Below are 25,277 nucleotides of genomic sequence, written 5' to 3'. Positions count from 1 at the left end.
ACTGCTGATTATGGCATGAGTGAGCCAAATTGCGAAATTCTGCGCGCCTGTTAAGGTTTCCACAACCTGCCGCGTGGAGGCCGCCAGCGTCGAATCGGCGGTTCGAGTGCGGCGGCCAGCCCTCAAATCCTGTCGCGCAAAGCGAACCAGTTGAGCGCCAGGAACAGGAGCGGCGCACGGAAGCGCCTGCCGCCTGGGAAAGCGGGGATTTTCAGGTCCTCGATCAGTTTCAAGCGGTCGCGATTGCCGGCAACGGTCTCTGCATAGAGCTTGCCGAAGAAGTTCGACAGCATGACGCCGTGGCCGGAATAGCCACCTATCGAAATCACCTTGGGCATCACCTCGCGCACGAACGGCTTTCTCGGCACCGTGATGCCGACATAGCCGCCCCAGCCATGTGTGATCTCGACATCCTTCAGATCCGGGTAGAGCTCGGCGATCTGTTTGCGGATGTGGATATGGATGTCTTTCGGATCGTTGACGGCATAGACCTCGCGGCCGCCGAACAACAGCCGGCCGTCCTTCGACTTGCGGAAATAGCGCACCACGAAGCGGGAATCGTCGACCGACTCGCCGCCCGGCAGCACCTTGGAGGCGGCGCCGAGCGGCACGGTCGCGCCGATGAAGGAACCGATCGGCATGATGTGCGCCGCGCTCACCGGCTCCAGATTGCCGCCATAGGCATTGACCCCGATCAGGCATTTCTCGGCCGTGATCGTGCCCCTGCGCGTCGTGACAGTAACCTTGCCGCCATTGGAAACGATGCCGGTGGAGGGCGTCTGCTCGAAGAGATGCGCGCCTGCCGCCGCCGCCGCTTTCGCCGTGCCGATCACCAGCTTCAGCGGGTGGATGTGGCCGGTGCCGGTGTCGCGCGCGCCGCCGAAATAGCGCGTCGAGCCCAGCCGCTCCGCCGTCTCCGCCGCCTCCATGAAACTGACATGCGGGTAGCCGAAGCGGCTCGCCATGATGTCGGCATGGCGCCTATAGTCGTCGACATAGCGCCGCTTGTGCGCCACCGACAATTGGCCCGGCATATAGTCGATGTCGATCATGTTGGCGGCGGCGAAGTCGAGCAGGTGCGCCTTGGCTTCCTCGGCCATGTCGAACAGCGCCCTGGCGCGGGAAAGCCCGTATTCGGCCTCCAACTCCTCGGCCCAGGCGCGCTGCCCGGTGCCGAGCTGGCCCCCATTGCGCCCTGACGCGCCGTCGCCGAAACGATAGGCCTCGATGAGGACGACATTTGCACCGGCCTTCGCCAAGTGCGCGGCTGCCGACAAGCCAGTGAAGCCGCCGCCTATAATGACGACGTCGCATTGGCGGTCACCATCTAGCGAAGGGTATTCGGGCCGAGGCCCGGCCGTATCCTCGTACCAGGAACAGCCAGGGGAAATGGGGGATTGGTAGGACATGATCAGTGCCCTATACGTTCAACAAGAGGTACTCCCGCTCCCACGGGCTGATCACTTCCATGAAGGTCTCGAACTCGGCGCGCTTGATCGCCGTGTAGGTGGCGGCGAAGGATTTGCCGAGGATGGCGCCGAGCTCCGTGTCGTCCTCGAACAGGCCTACGGCCTCCAGAAGGCCGCGCGGCAGGTCGATTTCATCCGCGTTGGCGGTCGTCAGGACCGGCGGTTCCGCCTTGATCTTGTTGTTCATGCCGATCAGCCCGCAGGCAAGCGACGCGGCAAGCGCCAGATAGGGGTTGGCGTCGGAGGACGGGATGCGGTTTTCGACGCGCCGCGCCGCCGGATCCGAGCGCGGCACGCGGAAGGCCGTGGTGCGGTTGTCATAGCCCCACTTGTTGTTGACCGGAGCCGAGGCCTGCTGCGTCAGCCGGCGGTAGGAGTTGACGTAGGGCGCGAACATCACCAGCGCATTCGGCACATGCCTCTGCATGCCGCCGATGAAGTGGAAGAACGCATCTGTTTCCGAGCCGTCCTCGGCCGAGAAGATGTTCCTGCCGGTCTTCTTGTCAACGACCGACTGGTGGATATGCATGGCCGAGCCCGGCTGGCCCTGGATCGGCTTGGCCATGAAGGTGGCGTAGATCTCGTGCTTCAGCGCTGCCTCGCGGATGGTGCGCTTGAACATGAAGACCTGGTCGGCGAGCTCAATCGGGTTGCCGTGGCGCAGATTGATCTCGAGCTGGCCGGCGCCCTCCTCATGGATCAGCGTGTCGATCTCCAGGCCCTGCCGTTCCGAGAAATGGTAGATGTCGTCGATCAGCTCGTCGAATTCGTTGACGCCCGCGATCGAATAGCCGGCGCCGCCGCCGATCGGCCGGCCCGAACGCCCGACGGGCGGCGTCAGCGGATAGTCCGGGTCGGGGTTCTTGCGCACCAGATAAAATTCGATCTCGGGCGCCACCACCGGCTTCAGGCCGCGCTCGTCATAGGCAGCAAGCACGCGCTTGAGCACATTGCGCGGCGTGAACTCGACCGAGCGGCCGTCCTGGTGCACGAGATCGCAGATCACCGCGGCCGTCGGGTCTTCTTCCCAGGGCACGACGGTCAGCGTCGAGAGATCGGGCAGAAGCTTCAGGTCGCCGTCATCCTCGGGATAGTGGAAGCCGTTGCCGTCCTCGGGATAGCCGCCGGAGATCGTCGTCATGAACACGGCCGAGGGCAGCGCCAGCGATGTGTTGGATGTGAATTTCTTCGACGGCATCATCTTGCCGCGGGCGACGCCCGCCTGGTCGGGCGTGATGCATTCGATGTCCTCGATGCCGCGCCATTCGAGCCAGGCACTGGCCTCCTTCCAGTTCTTCACACCACGCTGGTTTTTCAGGAAGGCAGGCGTGCGGGCGCGTCCCCCCCGGCTTGACGGACGGACTTCCTTTTTTTCAGGCGGCATCATTCACCAGATTGTGTTGCGGATTTCGAACTATAGCCGGGCGCCATGGGGGAAGGGAAGGGGAGGCGCCGGGCATGCCAAGCCGGCTGCCCGGGGAAAGTCATTCGGCCGCCGCCATTTTCTGCTTGCTGGCGGCGCTGCGACGTCTAGATGTGCCTGTCAGGAAAGAGTGAGTGCGCTGATGGCCGCTTCCCGGTTGACGACGATCGGTTTCGATGCCGACGACACGCTATGGCAGAACGAGCAGTTCTTCCGCATGACCGAGCAGCGCTTCCTAGCCATGCTTGCCGAGCATGGCGATGCGAGCAAGATTTCGGCGAACCTGCTTGCAGCCGCCAAACGCAATCTCGGCCTCTACGGTTTCGGCATCAAGAGCTTCACGCTGTCGATGATCGAGACGGCGATCGAGGTTACCGAAGGCCGTGTTCCGGCCTCGACCATTGCGGAAATCCTGGCTGCCGGCCGCGACATGCTTAGCCACCCGATCGAGCCGCTGCCGCATGCGCGTGAAACGGTCGAGAAGCTCGCCGGCAGCTATCGCCTGGTGCTGATCACCAAGGGTGACCTGATGGACCAGGAGCGCAAGCTTGCGCAATCGGGACTGGGCGAGCTTTTCGACGCCGTCGAGATCGTCAGCGACAAGAGCGCTGCCACCTATGCCCGGATCTTCAGCCGCCATGGCGAGGGACCGCAAAAGAGCATGATGGTCGGCAACTCGCTCAAGTCGGACGTGGTTCCGGCCATCGATGCCGGCGGCTGGGGTATCTATGTCCCGCATGAATTGACCTGGGCGGCCGAGCATGCCGAGGCGCCGGTCGCGGCGCCGCGGTTCCGCCAGATCGCCGACCTGAGCGAACTGCCCGCGCTGATCGAGAGCATCGCCATGGCAGGTTGACGACGGCCGGAGGTTGTGTTCCCCAGCCTGCGCAAAAGCCCGCTGGCGGCATACCTCCGCGGCGTCGCGCGAGCCGACGCTCTGGACGTCGGTTCGGGTAAGCGGGCGGCGCGAACGAACCGACCGACGAAGCTCTTGCATCGGACCCTGGGGCCGCCCTTACAGAAGCGAGGGTCCGGAACGGAAGGTCGGCTATGAGCGGCGAAAAGGAGCAATGGTTCGGCCCGGGCGAGACAGCTCGGCGGGTCGGCGTCACCACCAAGGCGCTCAGGGTCTATGAGCGGGAGGGCCTCGTTATCCCTCACCGCGCCGAATCGAGATGGCGCCTATACGGCCCAGCTCAAATCGGCCGCTTGCACCAGATCATCGTGCTTCGCGATCTCGGCTTGCCCCTCAAATCGATCAAGAAGCTTGTCGGGGATCATTCCCGGCTTCGGGATATTCTGCGGCTGCAACACGAAACGCTGGAGTCCCAACAAGACAAGATCAGGCGCGCGATCGCCCTCATAGATGTGGCGCTGTGTCAGATCGATGAGGGACGGGATCTTTCTCTGGACGAGTTGGCAATTCTCACCAAGGAGACTCTCGTGCAGCAACCCACCGATAAAAAGAAATTCCTCGCAAGGTTCGAAGCTCTGATCGCGGAACAGGATCCGACTGGGCAGGCAAGCCGCACCTTTGACGAGATAAGGAAGGAATATGACGGAGACGCCCACAAGGCTGCGCTGAGGGCCCTCATGGAGGAAGCCAGCCGACTGAAGGAGGCGGGCGACGTCAATTCCGAAGCCGCCAAAGAGTTCGTTCGGCGCGTGCGATCCCGTACCGCTGGCATCAGGCGTTCGAGCCCCCAGGCTGAGCAAGAGCTTATACGCGACGCGTATACCAAAACGCTTGCCGAGGCGCAGGCCAGGTCCGAGGCCCTCTGGTTCGACCCTGAGGTCCTCGAATTTTTCCGCCAGGTCGCGCACGGAATGAGGGAACGTGGCGAGCTGGACTGACCCAGCCTCACGAGAACAGTTCCCGAATGTCGCCTCGACGCGCCGGCCCAGCCTGTCGCGAAACGCCTAGGCGTTTCGCGGAAACGGCGAACCGTTCTGTCCCCTTGTTTCAACGCAATTCCGGATGGAAAACCGCTTACACTTTTCCTGGAATTGCTCTAGCCGCGCCCGACCAGTCGATCGACCACCGGTTGCAGCTTCTCGGGCGTTATCGGCTTGGCGACCACCGCATCGACCAGGCTCGACAGGCCGAGGCCTTCCGGCGTGCCATTCCTGGTTGAAAGCAGGATCACCGCGGGCAGCGGCTTGCCGGAGGCGCGCCGCAACGCGTCGATGGCCGACATCAGCCGGTCGCAATCCTTGTTGTCCGGGCCGCCGTCCAGGATGACGGCGCCGGGCAACTGGCCGGTCAGCGTCTTCTCGGCGGTTTCGGGCGATTCCGAGATCGGCTTCAGTCCCGATTTCTCGACGATTTTCGACACCACGACCCGATTGATCGACGATTTTCCGACGACGAGCACCTTGGAAAAGTCCGCCGCGACCGCGCCAGTCCGGGCTGCCGGTTTCGGGCGTTTTTCGGAGTGGTCGTCACGGTCGGGGGGGCACATCGGCGGGCAGGCACTCTGGTTCAATGCAGGGTTGAAACCTGAGGCACAATTGGGTGAGATCACGGCCGGTGTCAAGCTGAAACGGTCGAGGTCGAAAATATAGCAAGAAATTCTGGACCTCAGCGCAAGTCGTACCTCTTGGCGACGAAGGCAAATCGAAAAAATGCGATAGTCTCCCGAACGTATAGCGCGCGGGAGACTATCGCCGAGACTGTTGACGTTACGTCAAGTATGACTCTGCTGGGTAACGATCACCGGGATCAAAAGGTCTCCCCAGTTGCCGTCGCCGCCATGGTGCCTGGCCGAACGCACCAACTCCACGGAGACGCCGGCCTCGACTGCCTTCATGACCGACTGGTTGAGCCTGTGCAGATCGTTGGCGAGCATGCGGATCGTCGCCTGCTGGTCGACGCTCATCGCGCTCGATTGTTCTTCTGCCCTTTCCTTGACGCGGCTTATCGATGCCATTGGTCTTCTCCTCGGTGCAAATGCCCTGCGGGCGTTTCCTCTGGTTGTTATCGGTTACTCGGCCGCCGGCCTGAACTGGGCGTGCTCGGTCGATTCATGCATGGCGGTGGTCGAGGACTGGCCGCCGGTGATCGCCATCGACACGGCGTCGAAATAGCCGGTGCCGACCTCGCGCTGGTGCTTGGTCGCGGTATAGCCGCGGGCCTCGGCCGCGAACTCGGCCTCCTGCAGTTCCGAATAGGCGGCCATCTGGCGATCCTTGTAGCCGCGCGCCAGCTCGAACATGCCGAAGTTCAACTGGTGGAAGCCGGCGAGCGTGATGAACTGGAACTTGTAGCCCATCGCGCCAAGCTCCTTCTGGAACTTCGCGATCGTCGCGTCGTCAAGGTTCTTCTTCCAGTTGAAGGACGGCGAGCAATTGTAGGCGAGCAGCTTGCCAGGATGGTGCTTGTGCACGCCCTCGGCGAATTTCCTGGCCTGCGCCAGATCCGGCTTGGAGGTCTCGCACCAGATCAGGTCGGCATGCGGCGCATAGGCCACGGCGCGCGCGATGCAGGGCTCGATGCCGTTCCGCACATTGTAGAAGCCCTCGATCGTGCGGCCTGCATCGTAATCGACAAAAGCCCGGTCGCGCTCGTCGATATCGGAGGTGAGCAGCTTCGCCGCCTCGGCGTCCGTGCGCGCCACGACCAGCGTCGGCGTGCCCATGACGTCGGCCGCAAGGCGCGCCGCGTTGAGGTTGCGGATATGCGCCGCCGTCGGGATCAGTACCTTGCCGCCGAGATGGCCGCACTTCTTTTCCGACGCCAGCTGGTCCTCATAATGGACGCCGGCGGCACCCGCCTCGATGAAGGCCTTCATGATCTCGAAGGCGTTGAGCGGGCCGCCGAAGCCGGCTTCCGCGTCGGCCACGATCGGCGCGAACCAGGTCTCGACCGACAGCCCGTTGCCTTCGGATGTCTCGATCTGGTCGGCGCGCTGCAAGGTGCGATTGATACGCTTGACGAGTTCCGGCGCCGCATTGGCCGGGTAAAGCGACTGGTCCGGATACATCGCCGACGCGGTGTTGGCGTCGGCGGCCACCTGCCAGCCCGAGAGATAGATCGCCTTCAGCCCGGCTCGAACCTGCTGCATGGCCTGGTTGCCCGACATGGCGCCCAGCGCATTGACGAAATCCTCCTCGTGAATGAGTTTCCACAGCCGGTTCGCACCCATCTCGGCCAGCGTCTGGCGAACCTGCACGGAACCGCGCAACCGCTTCACATCCTCTGGCGAATAGGGACGCTCGATGCCGTCGAAACGCCCTTCCGGCGCGGAGGGGACGAGGTTGTAAAAATCGGTCATTGGTCACTCCGGATCGTTTGGGAACTGCTTCGGCGATGCGCCACAAAGGCCTAATCTGCAGCGCTTGTGTATGACATCATTTACATTGCGGTGCGAAAGTCATCTAGGAAAACCGCCTTTTGGCATCGAAAATAAAGGAAAAGCTGTGTTGCCATTGACAGGCTGCGCCTGTAAATTTGTCATAATTGTAAAACAGCGAAGCGACCGCCGGACTCGATGTTCATGTAAATTCTTGTCAAGGATGGCAGGGATGGCCGACCAGAAGATTTTTGCCGGGCCGCGGCTGCGGCGGCTGCGCACCGCCAGGAGCCTGACCCAGACGGCGATGGCCGAGGGGCTGGGCATCTCGCCTTCCTACCTCAACCTGATCGAGCGCAACCAGCGACCGTTGACGGTGCAGCTCATTCTCAAGCTTGCCTCCGTCTATAAGGTCGATCCGCACGAACTGCAGGGAGAGACAAAAGGCTCGATCGCTGCCCTGCGCGAAGCGTTCAGCGATCCGCTTCTTGCCGGCGAACTGCCCGGCGACCAGGAATTGATCGACCTCGCCGAGACGGCGCCGAATGCCTCGGCGGCGATGGTGAAGCTCTTTCGTGCCTACCGCGAGCAGGCCGAGCGCCTGTCCGACCTCAACCAGTTATTGGCCAAGGAGGGCAGGGCGACCGCGCTGTCCGGCACGCGCTTGCCTGCCGATGAAGTCCACGAAGTGTTCGAGCGCCGGCCGAACCACTTCGCTTCGCTGGAGGAAGAGGCGGAGGCTTTCACATCGGCCCTCGAGCCCGGCGACGATCTGTCCGGCGCGCTGAAGGCCTGGCTGAGGCGCGAGCACGGCATCGTCGTCAAGGTGTTGCCGGTCGCCACCATGCCCAATTGGCGCCGCCGTTACGACCGCCATTCGCAGCGCCTGTTCCTGTCCGAGCGGCTGTCGCCTTTCGACCAGTTGCGCGAGGTCGCCATGGAGGCGAGCCTGATGCGCATGTCGGTGGCCATCGCGGGCGAGGTCCAGGCGCTGAAGCTCGCCACCGACGAGGCGCGCCGGCTTGCCCGTTTCGAGCTCGGCCGCTACGCCGCCCACGCGCTGATGATGCCCTATCAGGCTTTCCACGCCGCCGCCGTCCGCGCCCGCTACGACATCGACGTCTTGCGTTCCCGTTTCGGCGTCTCTTTCGAACAGGCGGCCAACCGCCTGACCATGCTGCAGCGGCAGGGCGCATCGGGCGTGCCGTTCTTCATGCTGGAAGTCGACAATGCCGGTAACCGCTTCCGCAAGGCCGGCAGCCAGGGCTATCCGCAGAGCCGTTTCGGCGGCGGCTGCCCAAAGCTTCCCGTCCATGCGGCCTTCTCGCAGCCGGGCCAGATACTGGTCGAGGCGGTGGAGATGCCTGATGGCGCCGAATTCCTTTGCATCGCCCGCACGCTGGAAGGCCCGCAAGGCGCCTTCTCCGAACGGCCGCGTCGCACCGCGCTCTTGCTCGGTTGCGATGTCGGCTTCCGCGACGAGATCATCTATGGCGTGGCGCTGCCGGCCGGAGCCACCGGCAAGCCCGGGCAAGGCATCGCCACGCCGGTCGGCCCCGCCTGCCGGCTTTGCGGGCGCGCCGGCTGCCTTGCGCGCGCCGAGCCGCCGGTGACGCGCCCGCTCGGCCTCGACGAGATGGTGACAGGCCTCAGCGCCTTCGATTTCCAGGGATGATACCGGCGGATGTGTCCCAAGCCTCGCCGAGCGCTGGATCACGCCGGTTTTGCGCCTTTGCGCTACGCGATTGAGACGCAGTTCCTCGTCGTCCCTGGTGCATCGTGTCGAACGCAAACCGCTGACAGTCATCTGCCATGACCGATACCGCCTCGCCCCACGTCGCCCCGTCCTCCACCGCCTTGCCAGCCGTCTCGCCGCGCGAGGAGCGGATCGGCATGCTCCTGGTCTTCCTTTCGGCGCTTATGTGGAGTTTCGGCGGCACCATCGCCCGCTTCATCCATATCGGCGACAGCTGGACCGTGGTGTTCTGGCGCTCGCTCTGGGCCGTGGCCTTTCTCATCGCCTTCATGCTTTGGCGCGATGGTTGGCGCGGTACACTGAACCTCTTTCGGCACATGGGCCTGCCAGGCCTTGGCGTCGCCTTCTGCTTCGCCACCGCCTCGACCAGCTTCGTGGTGGCGCTTGCCTATACGACGGTCGCCAACATCCTCCTGATGCAGGCTGGCGTGCCGCTCCTGGCGGCTCTGCTCGCCTGGCTCCTGTTTCGCGAAAGGGTCGGTCCGGCGACCTGGATCGCGATTGCCGCGGTCATCACCGGCGTCGCCATCATGGTCTCGGAATCCCTGGGCGGCGCCGTCTCGCCGATCGGCGATGGACTGGCGCTGCTGATCGCGGTGATGTTTTCCGTCGCGACCGTGATCACCCGGCGCTTCGCCCATGTGCGCATGGTGCCGGCCAATTGCCTTGCGGCGCTGCTCGCCAGTGCTTTCGCCGCTTCCCAGGCATCGGAGTTCGCGGTCTCCGGGCGCGACATGGGCTTCCTCTTCGCCTTCGGCGTCATCAATCTCGGCGTCGGCCTCGCCTTTTTTGCCATGGGCGCGCGGCTGGTGCCGGCGGCGATCGCGGCGCTGCTCGGCACCTTCGAGCCGATCCTTGGGCCGATCTGGGTCTGGCTCGTCCATTCCGAAGTGCCGTCGGTGCGCACCATCATCGGCGGCGCGGTCGTCGTCACGGCGCTGCTCGTCCATATCGGCCTGGAGTTCAAGCGCCAGACACGGCCGGCGCGTCCCGGCGTCACCGGCCTGCCGTCGCCCAATTGACGATAGGCAGCGTTCCCCATTGACAACCCAGTTGCCGGACGGGCAGGCTGCGATTACGGCAACAACAAGACAGGCGTATCTTGCCAAGTGTCTCCGCCGGCCTGCTCGGGACCGGACAGCATCGTGATCGCTATGCTTACGCCGCGGTGAATGCCGCTGACGCGGCCCGGGTGCCTCGCCGGGGAGGCTGGAATGCCTTCGACCTTGATGTCGTGATCGAGCCTGGCGTGGACAGTTCACGCTTGTCGCTCTCCGGAAAGCTCAATAGTCTGAAACCAACGCCGCGCCGCCATATCGCGACGAGCCGGCGAGGGAATACTCACCAAAGGAGAACACCATGATCCGCAAAGCGCTCTTGCTTTCGGCGACGTCGGCATTTCTGACGCTTTTCACAATAACCGGCCATGCCGAAGACCGCGTCGTCAACGTCTACAACTGGTCGGACTATATCGACTCTTCGATCATCGACGACTTCACCAAGAAGACCGGCATCAAGGTCGTCTATGACACCTTCGATTCCAACGAGATCCTGGAGACGAAACTGCTTGCCGGCGGCAGCGGCTATGACGTCGTCGTGCCGAGCGCCAATTTCCTGGCGCGCCAGATCCAGGCCGGCGTGTTCCAGAAGCTCGACAAGTCGAAGCTGCCCAACATCTCCAACATGTGGGACGTCATTTCCGAGCGCACCGCCAAATACGATCCGGGCAACGAATATTCTGTCAACTACATGTGGGGCACGGTCGGTCTAGGCTATAACATCAAGAAGGTGCAGGCCGCGCTCGGCACCGACAAGATCGACAGCTGGGACACCTTCTTCAATCCCGACAAGCTGGCCAAGCTGAAGGATTGCGGCGTCTACGTGCTGGACTCTCCCGCCGACGTCATTCCGGCGGCGCTGAAATATCTCGGGCTCGATCCCAACAGCACCTCGCCCGATGACATTTCCAAGGCCGAGGAAGCGTTGCTGAAGGTCCGGCCTTATATCCGCAAGTTCCATTCGTCCGAATACATCAACGCCTTGGCCAATGGCGACATCTGCCTGGCCATCGGCTGGTCGGGCGACGTCTTCCAGGCGCGCAACCGCGCCGAGGAAGCCAAGCAGGGCGTCGAGATCGGTTATTCGGTGCCGAAGGAAGGCGCCCAGATGTGGTTCGACCAGATGGCGATCCCCGCGGACGCGCCGCATGTCGCCGACGCGCTCGAGTTCATCAACTACATGATGACGCCCGAAGTCATCGCCAAGTCGTCGAACTACGTGCTCTACGCCAACGGCAACAAGGCCTCGCAGCAGTTCGTCGACAAGGCGATCCTGGAAGATCCTTCGGTCTATCCGGATGAAGAGACCACGAAGAAGCTTTATACCGTTGCGCCATACGATCCCAAGACACAGCGTGTCATCACGCGCACCTGGACCAAGATCGTCACAGGCCAGTAAGCATTGAGACACGACCCCGGCAGCCAACTGCCGGGGTCGCTTTCTTTTGGGGAATTCAAAAAAGTAACGGAGTGGGGACCATGAAATCGCTTGGCAGCATCCGCAGGGATTTCGCGCCATGGAACGACCCGAACGCCAAGCCGTATATCCAGTTCGACAAGGTCACCAAGAAGTTCGGCGACTTCACCGCCGTCAACAATCTGTCGCTGACCATCTTCGAGCGAGAGTTCTTCGCCCTGCTCGGCGCTTCCGGCTGCGGCAAGTCGACCCTGCTCAGGATGCTCGCCGGCTTCGAGGAGCCGTCGGCGGGCCGCATCCTTCTCGACGGGCAGGACCTGCGCGGCATCCCGCCCTACAAGCGGCCGGTCAACATGATGTTCCAGTCCTACGCGCTGTTCCCGCATATGACGGTGGAAAAGAACATCGCCTTCGGCCTGAAGCAGGAAGGCATGCCTGGGGCCGATATCGACAAGCGCGTCGCCGAGATGCTGAAGCTCGTCAAGCTCGAGCAGTTCGCCAAGCGCAAGCCGCACCAGCTCTCGGGCGGCCAGCGCCAGCGCGTGGCGCTTGCCCGCTCGGTCGCCAAGCGCCCGAAGGTTCTGCTCCTCGACGAGCCGCTCGGCGCGCTCGACAAGAAGCTGCGCGAGGAAACGCAGTTCGAACTGATGGACCTGCAGCAGGAACTCGGCCTCACTTTCGTCGTCGTCACGCATGACCAGGAGGAGGCCATGACCATGGCCGACCGCATCGCCATCATGGACAAGGGCGAGGTGATGCAGGTCGCGACGCCTGCCGAGATCTACGAGGCGCCGACCTCGCGCTTCGTGGCGCATTTTGTCGGCAATGTGAACATGTTCGAGGGCAAGGTTGCCGAGCGCACGGCAAGCGCCACGCGCATCACCGGCGCGACCGGAGCGCAGATCGTCGTCGACAATGGCAGCGACGCCGCTGCCGGCTCCGACATCATTTTCGCGATCCGGCCGGAGAAGATCAAGGTTTCTTCCAAAAAGCCGGTCGATGCGGTCAACGCGCTCGAAGGCGAGGTCTACGATGTCGCCTATCTCGGCGACATGACCGTCTATCATATCAAGCTCGACGACGGTCAGATCGTGCGGGCAAGCGCGCTGAACGCCTCGCGTGTCACCGAGGATCCACTGACCTGGAACGACCGCGCCTGGGTTTCCTTCCGGCCCGACGCCGGCGTCGTGCTGACAAGGTAGGAGGCGGACATGACAAACATCGCAGCTGCCGCCGCTCCATCGACGATCGCTACCGCCGCCACGCCGCTGACGCGGCTGGCAAAGGGCTTCGTCAACCGCCTCGTCATCATCATTCCCTATCTCTGGCTGCTGTTCTTCTTCCTTGTCCCCTTCATCATCGTCTTCAAGATCTCGCTGTCGCAGACGGCGATCGCCATGCCGCCCTACACGCCAGTGCTCGATTTCAGCGATGGCGTTTCCGGATTCTTCGCAGGCTTCCGCGATCTCAACTTCGACAACTACACCTGGCTCACCCAGGACGCGCTCTATTTCAACGCCTATGTGACGAGCCTGATCATCGCGGGGATCTCGACGATACTCACCCTGATCGTCGGCTATCCGATCGCCTATGGCATGGCGCGCGCGCCGGCGGCGATCCGCCCGACCCTGCTGATGCTGGTGATCCTGCCGTTCTGGACCTCGTTCCTGATCCGCGTCTATGCCTGGATCGGTATCCTCAAACCCGAGGGGCTGCTCAACCAGGTCCTGCTCGCGACGGGCCTGATCAGCCAGCCGCTGGTTATCCTCAACACCTACACGGCGATCTTCATCGGCATCGTCTATTCCTATCTGCCTTTCATGGTGCTGCCGCTCTATTCCTCGCTGGAAAAGATGGACTATTCGCTGGTCGAGGCCGCGCAGGACCTCGGCTGCCCGCAGACCAGCGCCTTCTGGAAGATCACCTTCCCGCTGTCGCTGCCCGGCGTCGTCGCCGGCTGCCTGCTGGTGTTCATTCCGGCTGTCGGCGAGTTCGTCATCCCCGATCTCCTCGGCGGCTCGCAGACGCTGATGATCGGCAAGACGCTCTGGAACGAATTCTTCTCCAACCGTGACTGGCCGGTCTCGTCGGCGGTGGCCGTCATCCTGCTCCTGGTGCTGACCATCCCGATCATGTTCTTCCAGCAGGCGCAGGCGAAGGCACAGGAGCAAGGCAAATGAACGCGACCTGGAGCCGCTTCAACATCACCTCGATCGTGCTGGGCTTTGCCTTCCTCTACCTGCCGATCGTGCTTCTGATCGTCTTTTCCTTCAATGAATCGAAGCTCGTCACCGTCTGGGGCGGCTTCTCGACCAAATGGTACGTGTCGCTGTTCCACAACCAAGGTCTGATGGATGCCACCTGGGTGACGGCGCGCGTCGGCGTCATCTCGGCCACGGTTGCGACCGTGCTTGGCACGCTCGCCGCCATCACGCTGACGCGCTACACGCGCTTCAGGGGGCGGGTGCTCTTCTCGGGCATGGTCTTCGCGCCGCTGGTCATGCCGGAAGTCATCACCGGCCTGTCGCTGCTCTTGCTTTTCGTCGCCGTCGGGCTCGACCGCGGCTTCCTCACCGTGACGCTCGCGCACATCACTTTCACCATGTGCTTCGTCGCCGTCGTCGTGCAGTCGCGCCTGGTCACGTTCGACCGCTCGCTGGAGGAGGCGGCGATGGATCTCGGCGCGCCGCCGGTGAAGACCTTCTTCCAGATCACCTTGCCGGTCATCCTGCCGGCGATCATCTCCGGCTGGATGCTGGCTTTCACGCTCTCGCTGGACGACCTGGTCATCGCGAGCTTCACTTCGGGTCCCGGCGCCACCACGCTGCCGATGAAGATCTATAGCCAGGTGCGCCTCGGCGTGACGCCGGAAATCAACGCCGCCTGCACGATCCTGATCGCGGTGGTGGCGGTCGGCGTCATCATCGCCTCGATCGCCAACAAGCGCCGCGAGATGCAGCGCCAGCTCGACGAGCAGGCCGCGCAGCGCGGTTGAGAACCAGGGACGGGGACGCGTTGCGCCCCCGATTTACTGGCCTGAAACGCCGGGGGCGATCGGCGATATGAACGGCGCGCTCCAGTTGCCGCCGACGAAGAACAGCGATTGGCTCGGCGGCGCGGGTGCCGGACTGGCCGCCTGACCATTGGCCTGCTGGGGCTGCTGCGCCGGCTGTCCGTTGGGTACCACGCCGCCCGAAAGCGCCAGCCCGCGTCCGACATAGGAGGCGATGCCGGACAGCCAGATCTTGTATTTCTGCGAATTGATCTCGGCCTTGTCCAGGCGCGCCACCCCCTTCGAAATGCTTGCCTTGATCTCGGCGCCGTCGATCGGCAGCGAACCATTGGCGACGTCGTCGAGCGCGAAGAAGCCGCCTTGCTGGTTGCGCTTGAGGAAGGCCGGCAGGTCGAGCCCGTTGAGCGTGCCCGGCCCGAAAGTCGCAGAGAACGATCCGTCGGCATTCTCGAAGATCGAGTTCCACGCCTTGCCCGGCCCCTTGAGGATGACCGACACCGTCCCGGTGCCGACCGGCACCAGCCGCGTCATTCCCGCCGCCGTGGCAAAGGCTCCCGTGTCCACATCCGATGCCAGGAGCCGCATCTCGACCTGCGTGCCTTCCGGCTTGCGGTCGAAACGCAGGCTGCTCTGGACGGTGCCGCCAAAGGCTGACGCGTCGGATATGTCGAACACGGCAAGACCGTTCTTGACCTGCGCGGTCGCCGCGACGTCGGCCAGCTGGACCGGTCCGGCGGTGGCGTGCGCCGCCGACAGCCTGAGGTCGAGGTTGATGCGGTCGGCGAAGCTGGTGTCGATATCGCCGGGGCCGGCCTCGCCGGTGGGCGCGACGGGCGTGAAAGCCGACAGGAAGGATCTCAGGTCCAGCGTATCGAAGGCGAGCGTGCCGGCAATCACCGGGCGCCCCTCGGCGAAGGAGAAATCCAGCGCTCCCATGCCCGGATTGTTGTTGAGCGTGACCGTGGTGTTCTCGAACTTCGCGCGTCCCGCCGAGGCGTTCACCTTGCTGCTGACAGAGACGGTGCCGATCGCAGCACCTGGCGCGATGCCTGCCTGCGACCACTCCAGCACGCGCCGCAGCGACGGCGCGGCGAACTTTGCCTGGCCGTCCAGATAGGCATTGTCCGAGATCGAGGCCGTTCCGTCGAAGGAGAATGTCGCGGGCGCAGCCTTGAAGGAGAGGGTGACGGGGGCCGCCCCTCCGGCAAACAGGACCAGCGGTTTCGCCGAGGAGAAATCGAGCTGCACGCTTTCGCCGCGCCAGATTCCGGTCGCGGTCAGCGATGCATCGCTGTTCATCGCTTCCCAGTTGACCTGGCCGTTCAGGCTGCTCAGGATTTCGGCGTCCTTGCCGTCAACCGAAGTCACCACGCGGCCATCGCGAAATTCGACGGTGCCGAACGGGTCGGAAGGCAATTTGCCGAGATCGGGTTTTTGCGGGTTGGCGGTAATCAAGCCGCGCGCGGTATCGATGGAGCGCGTGATGCGCCCGCCGGTCGGAAGCGGCGGCAGGTAGAAGCCGTTCGCCATGCGCTGGACCCTGATCGTCGGGCGCACCAGCCTTGCAGTCGAGAAGGCGACGTTGCCCTGCAAGGCCGCCATGGCGGAGAGATCGACTTCCACGCGATCGGCCTCGACCACCGGCGGCGCGTCGGTCTCCGTCCACTGCGACAGCGTCACGTCGCTGAGGATGGCCCGGAACTTCGGCCACACCTCGATGCGCGGCGAGCCGTCGATCGTGACCCTGAAGCCGCTCCAGGCACTCAATTCCCAGGCGATGCGGTCGCGCACGATGCGGGTCGAGGCAATCAGCGGCAACGCCGCGACCGCGAGCGCGATGACGAGCACGGCAACGCCGATCGCCCACACTCCGCGCCGGATCAGAGATGATGGCATTTCGCCCCGTATGCTTTCATTGCCGATAAAATCGCCCGACGGGTGTAACCGAGCGCCGACGCTTTTCAAGTCTTTATGGCCTTGCGATGGCATTTGCGCAGCGACAGCCGTGGCTCGTCCGAACAAAATCTTGCTCTGCTGCGCCGCAATATGCATAAGCGGTCTGCACGATCCCGATCCGCAATCGCGCGCCGTTTCTGGGACGATGGCAGATGCGACGATGAGCTTAACTGGCTCGAACGCGACGCGCTTTGGGAGGAGCGATCATGGCCGCCGACACACCTTTGTGGACCCCGACGCAGGAGCGGATCGACGCAGCGCCCATCACCGCGTTCATGAAGGCGGCGGAAGCCAAGGCCGCGCTTTCCTTCTCCGGCTATGCCGAACTCCATCGCTGGTCGATCGACGACCGCGAAGCCTTCTGGAGCCTGGTCTGGGATTTCTGCGGGCTTGTCGGCGACAAGGGCGAGCGGCACCTCGTCGACGGCGAGAAGATGCCCGGCGCCAGCTTCTTCCCCGACGCCAGGCTGAATTTCGCCGAGAACCTTTTGCAGAAGACCGGCGGCGGCCCGGCCCTCGTCTTCCGTGGCGAGGACAAGGTCGAGCGGCGGCTCTCCTGGAATGAGCTCCATGCGCTGACCTCGCGGTTGCAGCAGCTCTTCCTGTCGCTCGGCGTCAAGGCCGGCGACCGCATCGCCGCCATGATGCCGAACATGCCCGAAACCATTGCCGGGATGCTGGCGGCAAGCTCGATCGGCGCGGTCTGGTCGTCATGCTCTCCCGATTTCGGCGAGCAGGGCGTGCTCGATCGTTTCGGCCAGATCGAGCCGGTCGTCTTCATCGCGCCGGACGGCTACTGGTACAACGGCAAGGCGATCGAGGTGGCCGACAAGGTCCGCGCTGTAGCCACGAAGCTAGCCACGTTGCGCAAGGTGCTGATTATCGACTATCTCGGCACCTCGAGCGATGTCGCCGCCACAATCGACAAGGCGGCCGCGCTCGAAGAGGCGCTCTCGCCCTTTGCCGCCAGGACCGTCAGCTTCGAGCGGCTGCCCTTCGCTCATCCGCTCTACATCCTGTTCTCCTCGGGCACGACCGGCATCCCGAAATGCATAGTTCATTCGGCCGGCGGCACGCTGATCCAGCACGTCAAGGAGCACCGGCTGCATGCCGACCTGCTCGACGGCGACCGGCTGTTCTATTTCACCACCTGCGGCTGGATGATGTGGAACTGGCTGGTCTCGGGCCTCGCCTCCGGCGCGACGCTGCTGCTCTATGACGGCTCGCCATTCTATCCCGACGGCAATGTCCTGTTCGATTTCGCCGATGCCGAGAAGATGACCTATTTCGGCACCTCGGCCAAGTTCATCGATTCGGTTCGCAAGGCCGACCTGAAGCCGATCGTCAGCCACGATCTGTCGAGCGTGCGCACCGTCTCCTCCACCGGCTCGCCGCTGTCGCCGGAGGATTTCCGCTTCGTCTATGACGGCATCAAGAAGGACGTGCATCTGGCCTCGATCTCGGGCGGCACCGACATCGTCTCCTGCTTCGTGCTCGGCGTGCCGACCGAGCCGGTCTGGACCGGCGAGATCCAGGGCGCCGGCCTTGGTCTGGCCGTCGACGTCTGGGACGATGACGGCAAGCCGATCCGGCAGGAGAAGGGCGAGCTCGTCTGCACGAAAGCCTTCCCGGCGATGCCGATCGGCTTCTGGAACGATCCTGAAGGCAAGAAGTATCACGCGGCCTATTTCGAGCGCTTCGACAATGTCTGGTGCCATGGCGACTTCGCTGAATGGACGGCGCATGGCGGCATGATCATCCATGGCCGCTCCGACGCCACGCTCAATCCAGGCGGAGTGAGGATCGGCACGGCCGAGATCTACAATCAGGTCGAGCAGATGCCGGAAATCCTCGAGGCGCTCTGCATCGGCCAGGATTTCGACAATGATGTCCGTGTGGTGCTGTTCGTGCGGCTCGCCGCAGGCGTTACCCTGGACGAGGATCTGGAAAAGCGCATCCGCGCCAGGATCCGCACCGGCGCCAGCCCGCGTCACGTGCCGACCAGGATCGTCGCCGTCACCGACATCCCGCGCACCAAGTCCGGCAAGATCACCGAGCTCGCGGTACGCGACGTGGTCCACGGCCGCACTGTGAAGAACAAGGAAGCGCTCGCCAATCCCGAGGCGCTGGAGCTGTTCAGGAACCTGCCGCAGCTCGCAAGCTGACGGTTAACAAAATATGTCCGCCGAATTTACCTAGATTTCACGGGTGGTACACATTCGTAAACTTTTTTGCGGCCCGGTAAGGACTTGTTAAGGGACGACCCCGATAGTCGCGGGTAACTTGAGGGAGAAATCCCGTTCCTCGTCCCCTGAGGTTCAGCTCAAGCCCCCGTTGTGACAGCATCCCATTTCTCAAGGCGTCCTCCAGGACGCCTTTTTCTTTGGCGCGGCTCGTCGGCAGGTTACTCCGCGAGCACGCGGGTCGAGGGGAAGCCAACCTCGACAAGGGTTCCTTCGCCCGGCGTCGAGGTGATGGCGAAACGGGCGCGGTTCGCCTCCACCATGGCCTTGGTGAGGGGCAGGCCGAGGCCGGTGCCGTCGCCGCGGCCGCGCTTCAGCGCATTGATCTGCTTGAACGGCTTCAGCGCCTGCTCGATCTCGGCCTGGGTCATGCCGATGCCGGTGTCGCGCACGCGCATCACGACATCGCCCGAGGCTTCGTAGGCGGTCGAGACGATCACCTGGCCGCCGGCCTGGGTGTAGCGGATGGCGTTGGACAGGATGTTGAGGGCGATCTGGCGCACGCTTCTCAGGTCCGCCACCACTTCCGGCAGCCGCGAGGCGAAGCTGGAGCGGATGATGACGCGTTCGCGATTGGCCTGCGGCTGCATCATCGCCACCGTCTCGGCCAGCGTGTCGTTGAGCGACACCGCCTCGTAGTCCATCTCCTGCTGGCCAGCCTCGATCTTGGAGATGTCGAGCAGGTCGTTGACGAGGTCGAGCACATGGTTGCCGGACCGGTTGATGTCGCGCAGGTAGTCGCGATAGCGGTCATTGGTGATCGGGCCGAATTTCTCGTCCACCATCAGCTCGGAAAAGCCGATGATGGCGTTGAGCGGGGTGCGGATCTCGTGGCTGATGCGGGCCAGGAAGTCCGTCTTCTGCGAGGAGGCGCGCTCGGCCACCGCGCGCGCCTGCGTCAGGTCTTCCTCGGCCCGTTTCCATTGCGTGATGTCGCGCACCACGGCACAGAAGCCGCTGTCGTTGGGCAGCCGTCCGATGGTCATGAACAGCGGGATGAAACGCCCCTGCGCCTCGCGGCCGATGACTTCGCGACCGTCATTCAAGACGCTCGCAACGCCCGGCTCCGAAAGGCCGGCGAGATAGTCGCGCGCCGCGCGCTGGCTTTCTATGGCAAACAGCGAGGCAAACGGCTTGCCTGCGACCTCGTCGCTGTCGAAACCGAACAGTGCCTCCGCCGGCCGGCTGATCGAGCGGATGTCGCCGTCGCGGCCGATCAGCACGACGCCGTCCGTGGCGGTGTCGATGATGGTGCGCATCTCGGCGATGCGCGACTTCAGTTCCGGCACGTCCGGCTGCAGCGCCGGTTCGTCATTGGCGGCGGTGAAATGCGCCGCATCGTCCTCGCCGGAGCGCCGCACCACCAGCATCAGCGCCTTGCCGCCGCGCCACGGCACGGAGCGCAGCAGCGCATCGATCGGGAATTCCATGCCTTGGCGGGTCTTGAGCTTCAGCGAGTGGTCGCCTTCGTCCGCCGCGGTGTCCTCGGCGTAAGGATCGGCGAAGAGCGCGCCCAGGCCCCCGGCATCGGCGAGGTCGTCCAGCGCATCGTAGCCGGTGAGTTCGAGGAAGGCTTCGTTGGCATAATGCAGCACGTCGCCCGAATGGATGAGCAGCGGCACCGGCAGCCTGGCGAGGATCGACGTATCGGGCGCCTTGGCTTCTTCTCCGGTCGAAAAAGCCGATGGCACGAAACCCGACAGTTTGAGCGGCGGTACGTCGAGGCGCGGCCGCGCCGGCGCCGCCGCTTCTTGCGGCCGTTCTTCGGCGGCCGTCGCGGCGTCCGCGTCGGAGCCTGCCCAATCCTCATTGTCCTGCGCATCGCGGAAATCATCCGCGGTCATGCTGTCGTCGCCGGCCGTCGCATTAAGGTCAGGCTGCCCGGCCGCGACCGGCTGCGCCGCAGGCTGTTCCACCGGCTGCTGCTGCTCCGCGGCGGCAGGTTCGGCCGCCTGCTCGGCGCTCGGCGCCTGCTCGTCCTCGGAGACCGGTTCGGTGCCGGCTGCTTCGGTGGATTTCTCGCCATCTGCATAGCTGAGCAGCGAGCCGGAAACGGCCGGGGTCTCGGTCTGACCGGCGTCGCTAGTCTCGGCGGCGTCATCGATGCCGTCGAGCCGCGCCAGGTCTTCCTGATCCTCCGCCTCGGTCTGCGCTTCCGCGGTCTCCGCCTCGGCCTTCGCGTCTTCGGCTTCCGAAGCCTTCGGTTCGGGTGCCGGGCTCGCTCCCTGCGCGGAATCTTGCTCCGCCGCGTCAGGCGCAAGCGACTGGTTTGCGTCGGCCCTCGTTTCGGTGGCCGGTTCCTCCACCGTCGCCCTGTCTTCGCCGGCAACAGCCGCCTCGGGCTGCTTGTCGGCTTCGACGGAGCGTTCCTCGGCAGGTGTGGCACTGTCCTTGCGCAGCCGCTCGCCGATCTCGCGGAAGGCGCTCCGCTCGAGGATCGACAGGCCCCGCTGATTTGCCGGCGCGTCGCCTCCCGGCTGCTTGTCATTGGCCGGCTGGCGATGTTCGGCCAGCCTTATCACCTTGTCGGCGAAGCGCCGCTCCGGCTTCGGCACGATCGTCAATGCCGGCACTTCGCCCTGGAAGGGGTCTTCAGGCTTCGACTGTTCGGTCTGTTCCGAGCCTTGCGGCCCCGCCGGCGGTTCGGCCCCGGCCGGTGCGCTGCCGGCTGGCGCGGCATTCGGCACCAGAGCCATGCCAAGCGCCTCCGGATCGACCACGGCGTCGGCGCTGCGCGCGACGCCAAAACCGCGAAAACCCTCGAAGGCGCGGCTGCGGCCATAGACGGGCAGCGCCGCCAGGTCGACGGGGATCTTCAGGCCGGTTCCGGCCACCGGCCACAGCACCGAGCGGCCGGACCAGGTATCGCGCCGGTCGAGCAGGCCGGCGATCTCGCCCGATGCGTCGAGGCCGAAAGTGGCCGCGACATCCCTGAAGCGGCGGCCGATCACATCGGCGGCTGGCTGGCCGACGATGTCGGCGAATTCGGGCGACAGCGCGCTGAACCGGCCTTCGGCATCGGTGCGCCAGACGAAGCGAAGCGGCGGCGCGGAGCGGTCGATGTCGCGGGGCGCGGTCGGCTGGGCTGGCGCGGCGGCTTTGTCAACATCCTGCCCCTGGCCTTCGGCCGTGGCGGCCTCCTCCGGCGCGTCCTTCGCCGGCGCTGCCGGTTGAGCATGCCCGGCGTCCTCGTTGCCGGCATTGAAATACCAATGGTCGTGCTGGCCGGCGCCGGCATCGGCTGCCTGCTGGCTGGAGCCGGCGGCATTGGCCTTGTGGTCGGCCTGGGTGGGCCGCTGCTCGGCCAACGTCCGGCTGTCGGCGTCGGGCCGCGCATCGCCGTCTGGAGCCTCTGGGGCTTGCTCGGCTTCTTCGCCGGCCGCCGCGGCCGGCACCGGCTTGTCCAGGGCGGACTGGGGCTCGGGCTCGACCGTCGGGCTTTCACCTGACGGCGTAGCGACAACGGCCTCAGGCGCCGCAACCTGTTGACCGCTGGTCTGATTTCCCTGATCCGCAGCCGGCTGATCGTCCTTGTTGCCATCCGAGTCTTCAAGCTGGTTCTCGTCGATCACCACCAGCAGATGGCGCGTGTCGGTGAGCCGCGCAAAACCGGCCGGGTAGGAGCTGTCGGCGCCCGGCACGAGGCGCTTGACGATGCGGTCGCCGCTGCTCGCCACATCCGCAACCAGGGCAGCCAGCGTCCGCGGCTCGATGCCGAGCGCCGCAAAGCCATCCGAGGCCGCTTCGACATCGCCTTGCGCGTCGACGAAGGCGATGAAATGCCCGGCCTCGGTGAAACCGCCGATGGCGCGGCCGGCGATTTCGCCGGGGCTGCGCGAGCTGGTCTGCGCCGCCGGTACCGCGAGCAGGATTGCCTTCTCGCCATCTGGCATCGCCACGGCGCTGGCCAGGAAGCCGACGGCCCGGCTCACCATGCCGGTGGCCAGCCTTACCGTGATGGCGCGGTCGCCGCCGATGTCCGGAAAACCGCTGGTCGCCATGATCTGCCGCCGGGCGATCAGCGGCAGCCGCGCCGAGGCGCCGATGATGGCTTCGATATCCGGGTAGCCGAACACCGACGCCCCCGGACCGTTCGCCCAGATCACCTGCTCGAGGTCGATCGACAAAATGGCCAAGGCATCGCCCGCGGCAAAGCGCTGGCGCACCGCGTCGAGCACGGCGACGTCGAGGAAGGAGTAGTTTTCAGGCGGCATGCGCGGGCCAACCCTCCGGAGCGGGCATTTCAGTTAACGCTTTGTTAATAAAAGCCCGCGGCCCGAAGGTCCACAAGCCTGGCTTGCAACGGTCGAAATCTCTGGGCTCTTGGTTAACGGCCTTCGCGCCTGACGTATGGGAAGATTTTTATGGTGCGGTGCAACAAAGATGTTGCAATGCACAAAAAATCCTTTATATTGCCATCATACATGAACGAGACGGCTTTCTGTCAAAGCCGCTGCCCCGAAAGGTTGGAAAATGTCCAAGACCGCCAAGACCGCTGAGACCATCGAGAACGTTGAATTCCCGAGCTTCGACGCATCCAAAGCCACCGACCAGATCCGCGCCTTCGCCGAGAAGGGCGTCGAGCAGTCGAAGGAAGCTTACGCCAAGCTGAAGACCGGCGCCGAGGAGACCCAGAAGGTTCTGGAGTCGACCTATGAGACCGCCAAGACCGTTTCCAGCGACGTTTCGCTGAAGGCCATCGCGGCGCTGCGCGCCAATGCCGAGGCCAGCTTCTCGTATCTCGAAGCCCTGGTCGGCGCCAAGACGCTTTCGGAAGTCGTCGAACTGCAGACCGCATTCCTGCGCAAGCGCGTCGAAATGACCGTCGAGCAGGCCAAGGAGTTCCAGACCGTTGCCACCAAGGCGGTCGAGGATGTCTCCAAGCCGGTCAAGAGCGCCTTCGAGAAGGCGATGAAGGACGCCAAGGTCGCCTAATTTCGGCGCACAACCCTGCGATGCATCAAAACGTCGCATTTCGTCAGACAAATAGTCGTGCGATAGGGTTGAACAACCAGATACCCGGAAATGGAACCTCCTCCCTCCGTTTCCGGGGTGACAGCCAGCACCTCCTCCCGCTGGCTCGTAACAGGAAAAGGCCGGCACCTCCTCCCGCCGGCCTTTTCTTTTGCCTTGACGAAAGGCGGATGAGGAAACCCGTCCTTTCCCTCATCAAGGCCCTTGAATTAGAATCCGATAGCCCGTATTTGACGCATCGCCGAACGACAGAGCGGATCACGGAGGAAGAAGCTTTCGCCTCGATCCAGTTCAGGCAGGCGTGCCGTTGTAGCTCAGCTGGTTAGAGCGCCGGATTGTGGATCCGGAGGTCGCTGGTTCGATCCCAGCCAACGGTACCACAGCCTTCTCCCTTAAGTGGCTGAATTTCCTTTTGAAATTGCTATATTCGATGATGAGGCTTGCGCCAAGTGGCGATTTTGTGTCACAAATTGTGCTACCTATTGTGATACAAATGGGGCAGCAGAGACTGTGGGACGAAGACGCGAAGAGCACGATCCTGATCGCTACCTGCACCTCAGGGGCGGCCATTTCCACTACCGTCGGCGCGTGCCCCAGGAGGTTCGCCACCTAGATGATCGCCGCAGATTCGTTCGCAAGGCGCTCGACACATCGGACAGAATAAGGGCGAGGACCGTCCGCGATATGTATGAGGCGGCCGACAACGCGCTTTGGGCGTCGCTAATGATTGGCGAAAATCCTCAGGCTGCTCGGATGCGCTACAAGCTGGCGATCAAGCGCGCCGAGTCTCTCGGCTTCGTCTATCGGCCGCTCGCCGAGATTCTTACTGCGGAGCCACTGGAAACCATCTTGCAGCGCGTAGAGAGTACCATTGGCGAGCCAGCGAAGTCGCCTGCCGTGGACGCCATCACTGGCATGGTCGAGCGACCTGAAGACAAGATATCCGACGCTCTGAAGGTTTATTTCTCCGACATCGTCCGTGACGAGCTGCGCACCAAGAGCCCTGACCAGCGTAAGCGCTGGAAAGCCAAGCGGCAGATGAGCGTCGATGTGTTCATTGAGTTGGTCGAAGACAAACCTATGAGCACGATCACACGTGATGACGCACTCAAGGTTCACAGGTACTGGCTCGACCGCATCGCGCCGGAGGAGGGGCCTGGCGATCGCTCGGCGTCGACGGGCAACCGCAATATGGGCAATCTTCGGACGCTTTATAGCGATTATTTTCGCCACTTGGGCTTTCCGGAGCAGAAGAACCCGTTCGCCGATCTCTCCTTCAGTGACAAATCGAAGCGAAGCCGACCGCCGTTCCCGACCGACTGGATCAGAGACAAGATTCTCGCGCCTGGCGCATTGGCGAAGCTCAATGCCGAAGCTCGGGGGATTGCGTTGGCGTTCGTCGAGACAGGGTGTCGACCGAGCGAACTAGCAAATCTTCATAAAGGCGTGATTCATCTCGATGATGAGGTTCCGCACATTTCGGTGGAGCCACGGGAGGATCCAGAGGACCCACGCGAGATCAAGACCGCATCTTCGGTGCGAAAGGTGCCGCTCGTCGGCGTCGCCCTGGAGGTGTTCAAAAAGCACCCGAACGGATTTCCGCGATACAAGGACCGCGGGACGCAGCTATCGGCCGCCGTCAACAAGCATTTCAAGAAGCACAATCTCTTCCCCAC

General features: G+C 63.8%; 18 protein-coding genes and 1 tRNA gene. 12 read left to right on the top strand and 7 right to left on the bottom strand.

Translation table 11 applies throughout. The features are described from left to right. Positions 1 to 122 precede the first annotated feature (122 nt). Both FJ471_RS21785 and FJ471_RS21780 read right to left on the bottom strand, forming a co-directional pair. Positions 123 to 1,409 (bottom strand): FAD-binding oxidoreductase, encoded by a 1,287-nt coding sequence (locus FJ471_RS21785; RefSeq protein WP_140806807.1) that lies wholly within the window; start codon positions 1,407 to 1,409, stop codon positions 123 to 125. A gap of 10 nt (positions 1,410 to 1,419) precedes the next feature. Beyond that, positions 1,420 to 2,853 carry a glutamine synthetase family protein gene (locus FJ471_RS21780; RefSeq protein ID WP_140806806.1) on the bottom strand — a complete coding sequence of 478 codons (1,434 nt, stop codon included), beginning with the start codon at positions 2,851 to 2,853 and terminating at the stop codon, positions 1,420 to 1,422. A 181-nt stretch (positions 2,854 to 3,034) separates the two neighbouring features. Here FJ471_RS21780 and FJ471_RS21775 point away from each other — a divergent pair, with 181 nt between their 5' ends. After that, complete coding sequence (locus FJ471_RS21775) at positions 3,035 to 3,748, top strand: HAD family hydrolase (protein WP_140806816.1); 714 nt, start codon at positions 3,035 to 3,037, stop codon at positions 3,746 to 3,748. A 194-nt stretch (positions 3,749 to 3,942) separates the two neighbouring features. Further along, entirely contained in the window at positions 3,943 to 4,746 is an 804-nt protein-coding gene (locus tag FJ471_RS21770; protein ID WP_140806805.1) for a MerR family transcriptional regulator, read from the top strand. Positions 4,747 to 4,904: 158 nt separating this feature from the next. Here FJ471_RS21770 and FJ471_RS21765 read toward each other — a convergent pair whose 3' ends face one another. From FJ471_RS21765 to aceA, 3 genes are all read right to left on the bottom strand, one after another. Next, a complete protein-coding gene (locus FJ471_RS21765) occupies positions 4,905 to 5,267 on the bottom strand; it encodes a response regulator (protein ID WP_140806804.1) in 363 nt (120 codons plus the stop codon). A gap of 312 nt (positions 5,268 to 5,579) precedes the next feature. Then, complete coding sequence (locus FJ471_RS21760) at positions 5,580 to 5,822, bottom strand: hypothetical protein (RefSeq protein ID WP_027168360.1); 243 nt, start codon at positions 5,820 to 5,822, stop codon at positions 5,580 to 5,582. Positions 5,823 to 5,876: 54 nt separating this feature from the next. Further along, complete coding sequence (gene aceA / locus FJ471_RS21755; RefSeq protein WP_140806803.1) at positions 5,877 to 7,166, bottom strand: isocitrate lyase; 1,290 nt, start codon at positions 7,164 to 7,166, stop codon at positions 5,877 to 5,879. A gap of 250 nt (positions 7,167 to 7,416) precedes the next feature. On the opposite strand from aceA, the gene FJ471_RS21750 reads away from it, so the two are divergent. The 6 genes from FJ471_RS21750 (at position 7,417) to FJ471_RS21725 (ending at position 14,410) form a co-directional block, all read left to right on the top strand. Beyond that, positions 7,417 to 8,859 carry an XRE family transcriptional regulator gene (locus FJ471_RS21750; protein WP_140806802.1) on the top strand — a complete coding sequence of 481 codons (1,443 nt, stop codon included), beginning with the start codon at positions 7,417 to 7,419 and terminating at the stop codon, positions 8,857 to 8,859. 137 nt (positions 8,860 to 8,996) lie between these two features. Further along, positions 8,997 to 9,962 carry a DMT family transporter gene (locus FJ471_RS21745; protein WP_140806801.1) on the top strand — a complete coding sequence of 322 codons (966 nt, stop codon included), beginning with the start codon at positions 8,997 to 8,999 and terminating at the stop codon, positions 9,960 to 9,962. A 337-nt stretch (positions 9,963 to 10,299) separates the two neighbouring features. Next, positions 10,300 to 11,397: a polyamine ABC transporter substrate-binding protein gene (locus FJ471_RS21740; protein ID WP_140806800.1), complete on the top strand. Its 1,098-nt coding sequence runs from the start codon at positions 10,300 to 10,302 to the stop codon at positions 11,395 to 11,397. Between the two features lie 80 nt (positions 11,398 to 11,477). Beyond that, on the top strand, positions 11,478 to 12,617 hold the full coding sequence (locus FJ471_RS21735; RefSeq protein ID WP_140806799.1) for an ABC transporter ATP-binding protein: 1,140 nt from the start codon (positions 11,478 to 11,480) through the stop codon (positions 12,615 to 12,617). Positions 12,618 to 12,626: 9 nt separating this feature from the next. Beyond that, on the top strand, positions 12,627 to 13,595 hold the full coding sequence (locus tag FJ471_RS21730; protein ID WP_140806798.1) for an ABC transporter permease subunit: 969 nt from the start codon (positions 12,627 to 12,629) through the stop codon (positions 13,593 to 13,595). Continuing rightward, entirely contained in the window at positions 13,592 to 14,410 is an 819-nt protein-coding gene (locus FJ471_RS21725; protein ID WP_140806797.1) for an ABC transporter permease subunit, read from the top strand. The genes FJ471_RS21730 and FJ471_RS21725 overlap by 4 nt, the downstream gene beginning before the upstream one ends. A gap of 33 nt (positions 14,411 to 14,443) precedes the next feature. Here FJ471_RS21725 and FJ471_RS21720 read toward each other — a convergent pair whose 3' ends face one another. Beyond that, on the bottom strand, positions 14,444 to 16,324 hold the full coding sequence (locus tag FJ471_RS21720) for an AsmA family protein (protein ID WP_140806796.1): 1,881 nt from the start codon (positions 16,322 to 16,324) through the stop codon (positions 14,444 to 14,446). Positions 16,325 to 16,590: 266 nt separating this feature from the next. Between FJ471_RS21720 and FJ471_RS21715 the strand changes: the two genes are divergently transcribed. Then, positions 16,591 to 18,549, top strand: coding sequence for an acetoacetate--CoA ligase (locus FJ471_RS21715; protein WP_140806795.1), 1,959 nt, complete (start codon positions 16,591 to 16,593; stop codon positions 18,547 to 18,549). Between the two features lie 239 nt (positions 18,550 to 18,788). Here the strand turns inward: FJ471_RS21715 and FJ471_RS21710 are convergent, their stop codons facing one another. Next, complete coding sequence (locus tag FJ471_RS21710) at positions 18,789 to 22,841, bottom strand: PAS domain S-box protein (protein ID WP_140806794.1); 4,053 nt, start codon at positions 22,839 to 22,841, stop codon at positions 18,789 to 18,791. 259 nt (positions 22,842 to 23,100) lie between these two features. On the opposite strand from FJ471_RS21710, the gene FJ471_RS21705 reads away from it, so the two are divergent. The 3 genes from FJ471_RS21705 to FJ471_RS21695 all read left to right on the top strand — a co-directional run. Next, positions 23,101 to 23,562 carry a phasin gene (locus tag FJ471_RS21705; protein ID WP_140806793.1) on the top strand — a complete coding sequence of 154 codons (462 nt, stop codon included), beginning with the start codon at positions 23,101 to 23,103 and terminating at the stop codon, positions 23,560 to 23,562. 342 nt (positions 23,563 to 23,904) lie between these two features. Beyond that, positions 23,905 to 23,981 (top strand) — tRNA-His (locus FJ471_RS21700). A gap of 130 nt (positions 23,982 to 24,111) precedes the next feature. Continuing rightward, positions 24,112 to 25,277 (top strand): DUF6538 domain-containing protein (locus FJ471_RS21695; protein WP_140806792.1); only part of this gene is annotated, 1,166 nt, incomplete at its 3' end.

The sequence above is a fragment of the Mesorhizobium sp. B2-7-1 genome, assembly GCF_006440735.1.
GTDB lineage: Bacteria > Pseudomonadota > Alphaproteobacteria > Rhizobiales > Rhizobiaceae > Mesorhizobium.
This window is presented reverse-complemented; position numbering and strand designations above follow the sequence as displayed.